Source organism: Methylotenera versatilis 301 (assembly GCF_000093025.1).
Lineage (GTDB): Bacteria > Pseudomonadota > Gammaproteobacteria > Burkholderiales > Methylophilaceae > Methylotenera > Methylotenera versatilis.
This window is the reverse complement of record NC_014207.1, coordinates 2,120,947-2,132,675: the sequence shown is the minus strand read 5'-3', so window position 1 is coordinate 2,132,675 and position 11,729 is coordinate 2,120,947. Positions and strand designations below refer to the sequence as shown.

The window sequence follows — 11,729 nt, the reverse complement described above, 5'->3', positions numbered from 1 at the left end:
ATAAATTTAGATTGTTAATGATGTTTATAAGTATGCTGCTATCTAGCCTTATTCAAGAGGCTAGTGCAGAAGTGCTTGCTGTGATTGTGCCACGTAGTCACAATATTCATCAGTTGGATGCTAACGAACTTTCTCTCATGTTTTGGCGAAAGAAGTTGTATTGGGCTGATGGGAAACGTATTCAAACCCTGAATTATTCTGCAACAAATCCACTTAGGTTGCAGTTTTCATTGTCTATCTTAAAAAGTGCACCAGAAACTCAAACTGATTATTGGAATGGGCTATATTTCCACGGTATTTCACCACCACACGTCGTGAGTTCGCAAGAGGCGATGCTTAGATTTGTCGCCGATACGCCTGGCGCTATCGGTTATATTGACGCTTGTAAATTAGATGACAGGGTTAAACCATTAGCTTGGATTAATGCTGAACATAATGTTTTATCTACGGCGCCAGAACTTAATTGTTCTGAAAAGTCTGTCAGTGCTGCTCCGTAATCCATAAAAACTAAACATAAATCCTACAAAAATTGCAGGGAATATCAAGTAACAGACTGCAAGTCTGCAAGAATTGTAGTTTCTAAAACCTTCTATATTTATCAAAATTAAAGTTAATAATAATTGTAACACTATGATTTTTATTGATTTAAATTAAAAATCTGCAATAAATATCTGACTTGGCATAAGGCTTGCGTATATAAAAACATTCTTACAGGAGTGTTATATGCAATTTGCGCAACAATTAGCTCATGCTGATATTCAGCAGTCAGCAATAGAAACAGCTTCTACACCAAACAAAAGCGCGGCTATCCATCTGCATGGAGCGCAATCCGTCATCACGGCGATTTCAGAACCATGCGAGGCTGATAGGCAAGAGCTAGAGAGCTTTGTTCGTGCAATATACCGACGTGCACATCGTGCAGAAGTCAGTCACTTTATGCCTAAGTTATTAAGCGTTCGTGATGCTGGCGATAAGTTGCTTGCAGTATGTGGGCTTCGTCATGCTCATGAAGAGAGTTTGTTCTTAGAAACTTATTTTGACTCGCCAATCGAAGTGCTGTTGTCTCAGCATAGTCAAATAACAATCGCACGTGAGGCTATTTTAGAGGTTGGAAATTTAGCCGTTGCTGATCCAATTAATGTGCGCAGTTTACTCGCTAGCATTAGCCTATATTTACATAGCACGCATTCAGAGTGGGCCGTGTTTACAGGGATTTCAGTGCTACGAAACTCCTTAACAAAGCTCAATATGTCTTTACAGTTTTTGGGCGAAGCGAGTATTGAACGTATTCCAGAACACGAACGTGCTGCTTGGGGTACTTATTATAATGAGCGTCCACAAGTGGTGGCGATTCGTCGTACGCAACCAGCTGCGCAATAGGATTTAATATCTTGAGTTCTCAATATCAATCCGTTCTTAATTCGATTTCGCATTTTTCAGTTCACTCACCCAATAAAGCAGCGTTACAGGGGAGAGCAACAGAAACTCTAACCTATGTTGAGTTAGCAGTTTCAATTGAGCTGGTCACTTATAGGCTCAATAAAGCCTTAGTCAAAGTTTTAGGCTTAGCCATGGACAATTCTCCAGCATGGGCAATTGCTGATTTAGCCGCCATGGAATTGAATTTACCAGTAGTACCTTTACCGTATTTCTTTTCTGCGGAGCAAACAATTCACGCAATTGATGATGCTGGAATTAACGTGGTGCTCAGTGACCAACCTATCTTATTCAAGCAAATGCTTGATGAGTGCGGCAAAAAAATACTGCAAGAAAAACAGTATTTGATAGAAGATAAAATTATTACTGAATTTACTTTAGATACCAAAAATATCCATGATCTGCCAAAAGACACGGCTAAAATTACCTACACATCTGGAACGACGGGTAAGCCTAAAGGGGTATGTTTAGACTTACTGACGTTGAACCGAGTTGCACTTTCGTTGCTTGATGCTACTAAGGCAATGCCTACAGATCGCCATTTAAGCATATTGCCACTTTCTACATTACTGGAAAATATAGCGGGCTTATATGTGCCGCTTTTAGCTGGGGCAACGGCAATATTGATGCCATCTGCGCAGGTTGGCTTGTCTGGTGCAACAGGCTTAAATATTGCCGCCATGATGGAGGCATTAAGTGCTTCTAGAGCCACTACCACGGTGCTTACTCCAGAGTTGCTTAATGCCTTAGTGAGTGCCATTGAAACTGGTTACACCAAGCCACCTTATTTAAGATTTGTAGCAGTTGGCGGGGCTTCGGTTTCACCTCAGTTACTTAATCGTGCTGCAGCAATAGATTTACCTGTCTATGAAGGCTATGGCCTTTCTGAATGTGCTTCAGTTGTTGCTCTTAACACACCGGCTAGTAGAAAAATAGGGAGTGTAGGAAAGCCTTTGCCGCATGTCACGATTAAGTTTGGTGGGTATGACGAAATTTTAGTGAAAGGCGCTTGTTTGCTAGGCTACGTTGGCGATGTGAGCAACGAGCAGACTACTCAATATTTTCCAACAGGTGACATTGGTCATTTAGATGAAGATGGCTATTTATACATCACCGCCCGTAAAAAGAACCAATTTATTACCTCATTTGGCCGTAATGTCGCACCAGAGTGGGTAGAGCGTGAACTCACTATGTCGCCATTTATTGCACAGGCAGCTGTTTTTGGTGAAGCCAAGCCATGGAACGTAGCAATCATCGTTCCCGCAAAAAATGCGACTCCAGCCGAAATTGATATTGCAATCGCAAACATCAACCAATCTTTGCCAGATTATGCACGTGTCAGCCAGTGGATATTGGCAGGTGTGCCATTTACTCCGCAAAACAACCAGCTTACTGCTAATGGGCGTTTACGCAGAATCGCCATATGGCAGCAGTACCAAGAAAGAATTGACGAAATCTATAAGGGAAAAAGTTATGCCGTTTTATGAAACATTGCTCAATGAAACTACTAAAGAACGTGAAGAATTATTTAGTGTACCGCTAATAAAAGCAGGAGCTGCTGGAGAAGTAAGCCTGGCAGCTTATGTTGCATTTTTGACTGAAGCTTATCATCACGTAAAACATACTGTGCCGCTTTTACGCCTATGTGGGTCGAAATTACCAGAGCATTATGAATGGCTGCGCAACGGCGTTAATGAGTACATCGATGAAGAGCTTGGTCACGAAGAATGGATTCTTAATGATATTCGTGCTTGTGGGGCAGATGCAGAATCTGTGCGTAATGGAACACCAGGCGTTTCTACAACTTTAATGTTGCAATATGCGTATAGCATGATAAATCTTATCAATCCTGTTGGTTTTTTTGGGATGGTGTTGGTGCTGGAAGGCACGAGTGTTGCACTTGCCACACAAGCAGGAGAAGCGCTTCAAGAAAGTTTTGGTTTAGGTGAGGATGCATTTACCTATTTAAGCTCACATGGCGCTTTAGATGTTGGGCATACAGATTTTTATGCAGGGCTAGTCAACAAAATTGAAGATGAAAATGAGCGCACTTTACTAATCTATAGCGCAAAAAACTTCTATAGATTGTACGGAGATATTTTCCGTGAATTGGGTATTCGATTTTTGTCATTAAAATCCACTCGGGCATTCGCATGAATCCAACTGGAAAAAACATTATATTAACTGGCGCTGCTGGTGGTATCGGGCAACCTTTGGCATTTGCTTTGTCCAGAAGGGGTGCTAGGTTAGCCTTGGTTGATAGAGATCAGTTACATGTAAATCATTTGTGCGAAAAAATCAATCAATTAGGTGGTATTGCCTTTCCAATATTGACTGATTTTAAAACGAGTGAAATTTCAGAAAACCCGTCAAGAGATGTAGTGAACGAAGCTATGAGACTATTGGGCGGTGTTGATGTATTAATCAATAGCGCAGGGATTCTCGACTTCACCTTATTCGAGCAACAAGATCCAGTTCGTATTGAACAAATGATGCATATCAACGCAGTAGTGCCTATTCAGCTCGCACATGCAATATTGCCTCAGTTTTTTAAACAGAATAGCGGACAAATCGTCAATATAGGCTCAATTTTTGGCTCTATAGGCTTTCCGCACTATGCGACCTATAGTGCAAGTAAATTTGCTGTACGTGGTTTTTCTCAAGCACTAAGACGTGAACTGATTTATAACAATATCACTGTCACATACATTGCGCCGCGCGCCATTAAAACATCTATGAATGGCGAGGTCGCTTCAAAAATGTTACTAGCTACAAAAACTGCGATTGATGAACCAAAAGTGGTTGTGGAAGAAATCATTAAAGCCATCGAGGCTGACAAACAAGAGTATTACATTGGGCAGCCAGAATCTTTCTTTGCATGGCTGAATGGTTTTTTACCGAGTCTAGTTGCTATGGGTTTAAAAAAACCAACCAGAATCGCTCGTCAATTTATCACCACAAAGAATTAAGAACGTATTTGTCACAAAGGAAAAGATATATGAAAAACATGATGTTGTTGCTAAGTTTCATTGCACTATCAAGCCCAGCATTTGCTGATGAAAAATTAGATGCTGAAGTCGCCCAGATTCAACACGAGTGGGCAAAAGCGAATTATCAAACGCCAAAAGATGCGCAAGAGGACGCTTTTAAGGTGCTTATTGAAAAAGCGCACCAAGTAACTATAGCGAATGACAATGCACCAGAAGCCATGATTTGGGAAGCCATTTCAAACAGTGGTTACGCCAAAGCTAAAGGTGGAATCGGTGCTTTAAAGTTTGCTGAAAAGGCGCGTGATTTATTACTCGCATCACAAAAGGTTAGCCCAAATGCTTTGCAAGGGTCTGCCTACACCAGTTTAGGTTCGCTCTATTACAAAGTACCAGGCTGGCCAATTGGTTTTGGTGATAAGAAAAAAGCACGTACTTATTTAGAAAAAGCCTTACAAGTTAATCCATCTGGCATAGACCCTAATTATTTCTATGCTGACTTTTTAAGTGGGCAAGGCGAATACGCAAAAGCTGTGGAGTATTACAAAAAAGCTTTAGCCGCACCTGCGCGTCCTGGCCGTGAAGATGCAGATGCAGGCCGTAAGAAAGAAGTTGAAGAAGGTTTGAAAACTGCAGAGAAAAAAGTGAATTAATACGATTTTAAAAAAGCGACAGTTTGATTAATTAACGGTTTAATAATTTATAAAGGATCTATATGAAAATAACTAAAAGAATATTGCTCGGTAGTTTGTTAGCCATTGCGACTATTTCCAGCGCAGCTTTTGCAGGTGATGAAGGTTTCTATGCAGGTGGAAATGTCGGCGTAGGTAAGCCAAATATCAACACACCTAATGGCGAAGATAAAAGCTCATCTGCCGTTGGCGGCATTGTCTTAGGCTATAAATTTAACAAGTATTTGGGTGTGGAAGGTGAATATACAGGTATCGGTAAAGTCACTGATAAAGTGAGCGGTACGGCAAAGGGCGATGCTGCCAGCATTGCTGCTATCGGCTTTTTGCCACTCAATGACGAGTTTAATCTTTACGGTAAGCTCGGTGTTGCTGCAACTAAAACCAAAGTGTCATCAAGCCTTGCGCCTATGAATGATGATACTAGAACGTCTGTTACTTATGGTTTGGGTGGTGAGTATAACGTCAACAAGAATATCGGCATTCGTTTAGGCTGGGATCATTACTCAGCAGCTGTTAAAGATGTCACGAATAGCAAAGATAATTTTGGCGCGAATGTAGTGAGTGTAGGCGCTGTATATAACTTCTAGATTGATAGCTTTAAAAGACTTGTAGTGTAAAAGCCATGCTAGCTCCCCTCTAGCGTGGCTTTTATTTTTTGTACTCTAATAATCTTAGATATAAATATTCATTTAACCTAAGCGTCTAAGCGACTCATAATCTAGTAAACTTCGGTGCTATGAAGGCATTGAAAGTTTTAGCGCAATTTTGTTTGGTTTTACTAATGTTGGGTACAGGCTCCTGTACTCAACAAAACCCATCCGCATCCTCACATGAAATTGTATTTGCCATTGGGCAGATGCCGCTGAACTTAGATCCACGCTATGCTACAGATGCTGCTTCGGAGCGCGTCAATCGATTGGTGTATCAAAGTTTGGTGGATTTCGATGCACAATCAAAGCCAGTCGCCAGCTTGGCTACTTGGGTAGAATTCAACCCGACGGCATTTCGATTTACCCTGAATAAAAATCATGCATCGTTTCATAATCAAATGCCGCTGACAGCCAATGACGTAAAAGCCACTTACGATTCATTAGCCACTTTAAAAGACTCGCCTAATACTGCCGAGTTCGCCAATATTAAAAATATCACGGTAATCGATAATGACACGGTTGAGTTTCAGTTAAATCAAGCAGATAAGCACTTTCCAGCCAAACTTATTTTAGGGATTTTGCCCGCAAAACTCATTGCGGAGAATTATGACTTCTCGCACGTCCCTGTAGGAAGTGGTCCTTTAAAGTTTGTCACTTGGCAGAATAAGTTAACTTTACAGCGTGTAGGCGATGATCAACGTATTAGCTTGATAGAGGTAAAAGACCCAACTGTACGTGTGCTCAAGCTGCTGCATGGTGAAGTGGATTTGTTACAAGGAGAATTGCCGCCAGAGCTAGTTAAATATCTGCAAACTAAGCCTGATGTGATTGTAAAAACCAGTATAGGTGCTAATTTTTCTTATCTTGGCTTGAATTTTGAAGACCCAGTATTGCAAAAGCTTAAAGTCAGGCAAGCCATTTCACATGCCATAGACCGTAAACAAATCATAGCAAAAGCCATGATTCAACATAGTCGCGAAGCGGACATGATTTTGCCGCCCGAACATTACACGAATCAGCCCAATACTGATTTAACGCCAAACGATTACAACCCAGCTTTAGCAAAACAGCTTTTGCAAGAAGCGGGTGTTAAGTTGCCACTTAAACTCGTTTATAAAACCTCAACCGATGCACAGCGCGTGCGCTTCGCTACTATCTTGCAAGCACAGATGGCTAAAGCAGGCATAGACCTTGAGATCCGCAGCTTAGATTGGGGCACGTTTTTTGAAGACGTAAAACAAGGCAACTTTCAATTGTACGGTCTCACTTGGGTCGGCATTAAAACGCCTGAAATTTATTTAAAAGCCTTTGGCTCACAAAGCACTCCTCCCAATGGCTTTAACCGTGGCAGATACGCAGATGCTGAACTAGATAAACTACTTGCTGAAGAAAACTGGCAGGCAGCAACGGCGCGTATTCGCCAGCAATTACCTTATATACCACTATGGTACGAAGGACAATTTGCCGCCATGCGCAAAGGTATCACTAATTACAACGCAAAACCTGATGGAAATTGGGATGATTTGGGTACAATTAGCTATGCACATTGAAATCTCTATTTCCAATCAAACTCTCACGCTTTTTGATAACTTCGGCGGCGTAAAGGCTAAATACAGTGTATCTACTGCGGCGAATGGCGTTGGTTGCGAGAAAAATAGCGGCTGTACCCCATTAGGACAACATATTATCCGCGCTAAGATTGGTGCGGGTGCGGCAGTGAACACCGTGTTTGTTGGACGCAGACCTACGGGTGAAATATATACCCCAGAATTGATGGCAGAGTTTCCAAACAGAGATTGGATTTTGACGCGTATTTTGTGGCTTTCAGGTAAAGAAATTGGTAAGAATCGCTTGGGTAATGTGGATACCATGCAACGTTATATTTATATTCATGGCACGCCTGATAGCACAGAGCTTGGCAAGATTGGCTCACATGGCTGTGTGCGTATGCATAATGCGGAGGTGATTGAGCTGTTTGATTGGATTGACTTTGGCACGTCTGTGGTGATAGCTGAATGAAGCGTCAATTCAAGCCTGTCATTCTGAACGTAGTGAAGAATCCAGTTTTTTGTGACCAAAGTGCTGGATCCTTCGCTATGCTCAGGATGACAGTTAAATTTGGCGTTATTTCTGAATGAAATTTAAACTTCACCATAGTCATTCCCGCGCAGGCGGGAATCCAGTCCGGACTGGTGCATCGTGGCATTAACAACATGCTTTAGATACGTTCATTGCCTAGATTCCCGCCTGTGCGGGAATGACGGAGTTTAAATTTGTTTTTAATCAAAAAACTATCAAACTTCGCTATCGTCATTTTCGGCGTATTGCTACTTACCTTTTTACTGATTCATTTGGTACCGGGTGACCCAGTGGAAGTTATGCTAGGCGAATCTGCCAGCACCGCTGACCGTACTCAATTACGTGCTGACTTGGGGCTAGATCAGCCGCTTATCCAGCAGTTTGGTACTTATTTGGCTAAGTTGTCGCAGGGTGATTTAGGTAAGTCTATCCACACAAAAACGCCAATTGTTGAAATAGTTAAAACTCGCTATCCAGCTACGGTGAAGTTGGCGTTATTATCTTTGTTTATAGGCATTGCTTTAGGCGTACCTATGGGAATTTACGCTGCTTTAAAAGCAAATCATTGGCAAGATATTGTAGTGACTTTAGTGAGTGTGCGCTTATCTGCCATGCCAGCTTTTTGGCTAGGACCAATGTTAATGCTGATATTCGCTGTGTGGCTGGGTTGGCTGCCTGTCAGTGGCATGGATTCTGGGGCTTCGATTATTCTGCCCGCGTTGACTTTAGGTTTTGGCCTAAGCGCAATACTTACGCGCATGACGCGCACCAGTTTGCTTGAGGTACTAAATGACGATTATATTCGTACTGCGCGTGCCAAAGGTTTAACTGAACAGGCAGTGATTTTACGCCACGCTTTACGTGCTGCCTTGTTGCCAATTATTACCATTGTTGGTCTGCAAATGGGTAGTTTGCTGGCAGGCACAGTGATTACCGAAACGATTTTTAGCTGGGACGGCATCGGCCGCTTGTTGGTGGAAAGTATCGAGAAACGTGATTACCCTGTGACACAAGCTTGTGTGCTGATTGTCGCTTTGAGTTATGTATTGGTAAATCTAATCACAGATACCTTATATCGATTTGCTGACCCTAGAGTTAGAGTCAGTGCGTAAAGTTTGCTTGATGATTAAATGAAAAAATTCGCATCTTCTATTTTGATATTTTGGCTAGCCGCAGTTGTTCTTGGACGATTGTTGCAGCTTAACCCGAATCAGATTGACTTGAATGGCATTCTCAGTTCGCCAAGCTTTTCTTACTTGTTGGGAGCAGATGATCTAGGTCGTAGCATACTGGCACGCCTTTTACGTGGTGTTGAAGTTTCGTTTATGGTTTCCATCATCGTTACAGCCATTACCATGTTGGTTGGCGTATGTGTAGGTCTACTGGCAGGTTTTTACGGCGGCAAGATAGACCGTGCATTGATGCAAATTACCGATGTGTTTTTAGCCTTCCCTGGCATTTTGCTAGCGATTGCATTTGCGGCAGTACTAGGTCCAGGCTTGGTGAACTTGATGATCGCTTTAAGCATCACGGGTTGGGTGAGCTACGCAAGACTCACTCGTGGGCAAGCGCTAGGACTGCGAAATCGTCAACATGTGTTGGCTGCAGAATCGTTAGGCGCATCTGTACCTCGTATGATTTTTAGGCATATTTTGCCCTTATTGATGTCGATATTAGTTGTAGAAGCAACTTATAGTCTGGCTAGTGTGATGATTGCCGAGGCCAGCCTGTCTTTTCTTGGTTTGGGTATACAGGCGCCGAATGCTTCTTGGGGAGCCATGCTGCGTGATGGTGTGCGATACATGCTAATCGCGCCGCATTATGTGTTAATTGTAGGATTAAGCTTGATGAGTTTGATTTTAGCGATTAACCTAGGCGGCGATTATTTACGCGATAAGTTAGACGTAAGAACAGAACAGTAAAATTGTAGGTCTGTCGTTTGTACGATCTACAATATGGTTGAGAAAATAGATTTTAAAGGTAGAAATATGTCATTAGGTCCTATTATGTTGGATGTGGTTGGTACAGTGCTCACGGCAGAAGATATACGCCGTTTGCAGCATCCATTGGTGGGTGGTGTTATTTTATTTAAACGTAACTATGAAAATAACGCGCAATTAGATGCCCTGACAGCAAGCATTCATGCGGTTCGCCAGCCACCGCTTTTAATTGCCGTGGACCATGAAGGTGGTCGCGTGCAGCGATTTAGAGACGGTTTTACTAAAATCCCACCTATGCGTGAATTTGGCAAGATTTGGGACACCAATCCGAAAAAAGCGAAAGAGCTTGCGGTGGAGGCTGGTTGGATTTTAGCGGCAGAATTACGTGCGCACGGCATTGATTTCAGTTTTACGCCAGTGCTTGATATGGACTATGGCGATAGCTTAGTCATTGGCGATAGAGCGTTTCACCTTAAGCCACAAGCGATTAATGATTTAGCCTTTTCACTGATGCAAGGTCTTAAAAAAGGCGGTATGGCGGCGGTGGGTAAGCACTTTCCGGGTCATGGCTTTGTCACGGCAGATTCACATGTAAGCATGCCAGTGGATGACCGCGAGTTTGACCAAATCGCACAAAATGATATGCAGCCTTTCAGAATGCTGATTGACGATGGTATTCAAGCCATTATGCCTGCGCATGTCATTTACTCTAAGGTGGATGATAAGCCTGCTGGCTTCTCGCCACGTTGGTTGCAAAAAATTCTAAGAGAGCGCCTAGGTTTTAACGGTGTTATTTTTAGCGATGATTTAAGTATGGAGGCAGCAACTGCGGGAGGTGATGTGACTACGCGTGCTTTAGCCGCTTTAAATGCTGGCTGCGATATGGTGTTGCTATGCAATCAGCCAGCCATGGCAGATGAGCTGCTGGCGAATCTCAAATGGACGATTTCCGCGCAAAGCATTGCAAGGCTGGCACGCATGCATGGACAAAGAAATCCGCTCAGTCTAGATCAATTGCACGAAAGTGCAGACTTTGTAAAAGCTGTGCATCAAGTGGCCTTAGTTGGGAAATCTGAAGGTGAGTTGTTTGTCTAGGTAAGCTTCATCATCATTAATTTGTAACAATTTATCACTTGAAACTTATTGGCTTAAACGCTATCTTAGTAAGCAGTGTCTTAATAAACACTATCTTAATAAACTTAGTAATTTAGTTTTTTATTACTTAAAGGAATACACAATGTTTGACAATACACCTGTTCTAGGTCGTTCAGAATCAGCGCAAATGGTTACCAATAAAGTGTTGCGTAACACTTATGCTTTGTTAGGACTTTCACTTATTCCAACAGTGATAGGTGCTTATTTTGGTTTGCAAATAGATTTTAGCTTTATCGCATTACACCCGTTCATATTTGGCATTGGTTACTTAGCCGTGATGTTTGGTATGTTTAAATTAATAGACGCAAATAAAAATAGTAGCGTGGGTGTGTGGTTGTTATTAGGCGTTACATTCTTGTTTGGCTTAATGTTAGGGCCAATTTTGCAGCACGCCTTACATTTGAGTAATGGTGGGCAGATTGTGGGTCTTGCTGCCGCTGGCACTGGCATTACATTTTTGAGCTTAGCTGCAATTGCTTCTTCACCAGCGCGTGATTTTAACTATCTCGGTAAATTTCTATTTATCGGCTTGATTCTTGCCATCATTGCTTCGCTAGCGAATGCATTCCTGCATATTCCTGTGTTGTCTCTGGCGATATCAGGTATATCGGTCATCATTTTTTCAGGCTACATTTTGTATGACGTTAACCAGATTGTACGTGGTGGTCAAACCAACTATGTCATGGCGACATTAAATCTGTATCTTGATATTTATAATATTTTTGTGAATTTGCTTAATATTTTGATGGCATTGATGGGTAACAGAGATTAATGCGCTAGCTGGATTTA

Annotated in this window: 13 protein-coding genes; all 13 read left to right on the top strand. The window is 42.1% G+C overall.

Features of this window, described 5'->3' with window-relative positions:
- The first annotated feature begins 17 nt into the window (after positions 1-17).
- A complete protein-coding gene (locus M301_RS09680) occupies positions 18-497 on the top strand; it encodes a hypothetical protein (RefSeq protein WP_190274922.1) in 480 nt (159 codons plus the stop codon).
- 226 nt (positions 498-723) lie between these two features.
- Complete coding sequence (locus M301_RS09675) at positions 724-1,380, top strand: thermostable hemolysin (protein WP_013148592.1); 657 nt, start codon at positions 724-726, stop codon at positions 1,378-1,380.
- An 11-nt stretch (positions 1,381-1,391) separates the two neighbouring features.
- A complete protein-coding gene (locus M301_RS09670) occupies positions 1,392-2,924 on the top strand; it encodes an AMP-binding protein (RefSeq protein ID WP_013148591.1) in 1,533 nt (510 codons plus the stop codon).
- A complete protein-coding gene (locus tag M301_RS09665) occupies positions 2,911-3,594 on the top strand; it encodes an iron-containing redox enzyme family protein (protein ID WP_013148590.1) in 684 nt (227 codons plus the stop codon). The genes M301_RS09670 and M301_RS09665 overlap by 14 nt, the downstream gene beginning before the upstream one ends.
- Complete coding sequence (locus M301_RS09660; protein WP_013148589.1) at positions 3,591-4,406, top strand: SDR family oxidoreductase; 816 nt, start codon at positions 3,591-3,593, stop codon at positions 4,404-4,406. The genes M301_RS09665 and M301_RS09660 overlap by 4 nt, the downstream gene beginning before the upstream one ends.
- Before the next feature lie 29 nt (positions 4,407-4,435).
- A complete protein-coding gene (locus M301_RS09655; RefSeq protein WP_013148588.1) occupies positions 4,436-5,077 on the top strand; it encodes a tetratricopeptide repeat protein in 642 nt (213 codons plus the stop codon).
- 62 nt (positions 5,078-5,139) lie between these two features.
- Positions 5,140-5,703 (top strand): porin family protein, encoded by a 564-nt coding sequence (locus M301_RS09650; protein ID WP_013148587.1) that lies wholly within the window; start codon positions 5,140-5,142, stop codon positions 5,701-5,703.
- A 194-nt stretch (positions 5,704-5,897) separates the two neighbouring features.
- Positions 5,898-7,316 carry an ABC transporter substrate-binding protein gene (locus tag M301_RS09645; protein ID WP_041360042.1) on the top strand — a complete coding sequence of 473 codons (1,419 nt, stop codon included), beginning with the start codon at positions 5,898-5,900 and terminating at the stop codon, positions 7,314-7,316.
- The gene (locus tag M301_RS09640; RefSeq protein ID WP_013148585.1) at positions 7,306-7,785 is read left to right on the top strand and encodes a L,D-transpeptidase; all 480 of its coding nucleotides are present in this window, start codon (positions 7,306-7,308) and stop codon (positions 7,783-7,785) included. Before M301_RS09645 ends, M301_RS09640 begins: the two co-directional genes overlap by 11 nt.
- 254 nt (positions 7,786-8,039) lie before the next feature.
- Entirely contained in the window at positions 8,040-8,957 is a 918-nt protein-coding gene (gene nikB / locus M301_RS09635) for a nickel ABC transporter permease (protein ID WP_013148584.1), read from the top strand.
- Between the two features lie 18 nt (positions 8,958-8,975).
- The gene (locus tag M301_RS09630) at positions 8,976-9,767 is read left to right on the top strand and encodes an ABC transporter permease (protein WP_013148583.1); all 792 of its coding nucleotides are present in this window, start codon (positions 8,976-8,978) and stop codon (positions 9,765-9,767) included.
- Between the two features lie 66 nt (positions 9,768-9,833).
- Positions 9,834-10,880, top strand: coding sequence for a beta-N-acetylhexosaminidase (nagZ, locus tag M301_RS09625; protein WP_041359440.1), 1,047 nt, complete (start codon positions 9,834-9,836; stop codon positions 10,878-10,880).
- A 142-nt stretch (positions 10,881-11,022) separates the two neighbouring features.
- Entirely contained in the window at positions 11,023-11,712 is a 690-nt protein-coding gene (locus M301_RS09620) for a Bax inhibitor-1/YccA family protein (protein WP_013148581.1), read from the top strand.
- Positions 11,713-11,729: the final 17 nt, after the last annotated feature.

Bases quoted from the DNA above. Each gene is read 5' to 3' on its own strand.
- M301_RS09680 (WP_190274922.1), top strand. From the start codon at position 18: ATGATGTTTATAAGTATGCTGCTATCTAGCCTTATTCAAGAGGCTAGT.
- M301_RS09675 (WP_013148592.1), top strand. From the start codon at position 724: ATGCAATTTGCGCAACAATTAGCTCATGCTGATATTCAGCAGTCAGCA.
- M301_RS09665 (WP_013148590.1), top strand. From the start codon at position 2,911: ATGCCGTTTTATGAAACATTGCTCAATGAAACTACTAAAGAACGTGAA.
- M301_RS09660 (WP_013148589.1), top strand. From the start codon at position 3,591: ATGAATCCAACTGGAAAAAACATTATATTAACTGGCGCTGCTGGTGGT.
- M301_RS09655 (WP_013148588.1), top strand. From the start codon at position 4,436: ATGAAAAACATGATGTTGTTGCTAAGTTTCATTGCACTATCAAGCCCA.
- M301_RS09650 (WP_013148587.1), top strand. From the start codon at position 5,140: ATGAAAATAACTAAAAGAATATTGCTCGGTAGTTTGTTAGCCATTGCG.
- M301_RS09645 (WP_041360042.1), top strand. From the start codon at position 5,898: ATGTTGGGTACAGGCTCCTGTACTCAACAAAACCCATCCGCATCCTCA.
- M301_RS09640 (WP_013148585.1), top strand. From the start codon at position 7,306: ATGCACATTGAAATCTCTATTTCCAATCAAACTCTCACGCTTTTTGAT.
- M301_RS09630 (WP_013148583.1), top strand. From the start codon at position 8,976: ATGAAAAAATTCGCATCTTCTATTTTGATATTTTGGCTAGCCGCAGTT.
- nagZ (WP_041359440.1), top strand. From the start codon at position 9,834: ATGTCATTAGGTCCTATTATGTTGGATGTGGTTGGTACAGTGCTCACG.
- M301_RS09620 (WP_013148581.1), top strand. From the start codon at position 11,023: ATGTTTGACAATACACCTGTTCTAGGTCGTTCAGAATCAGCGCAAATG.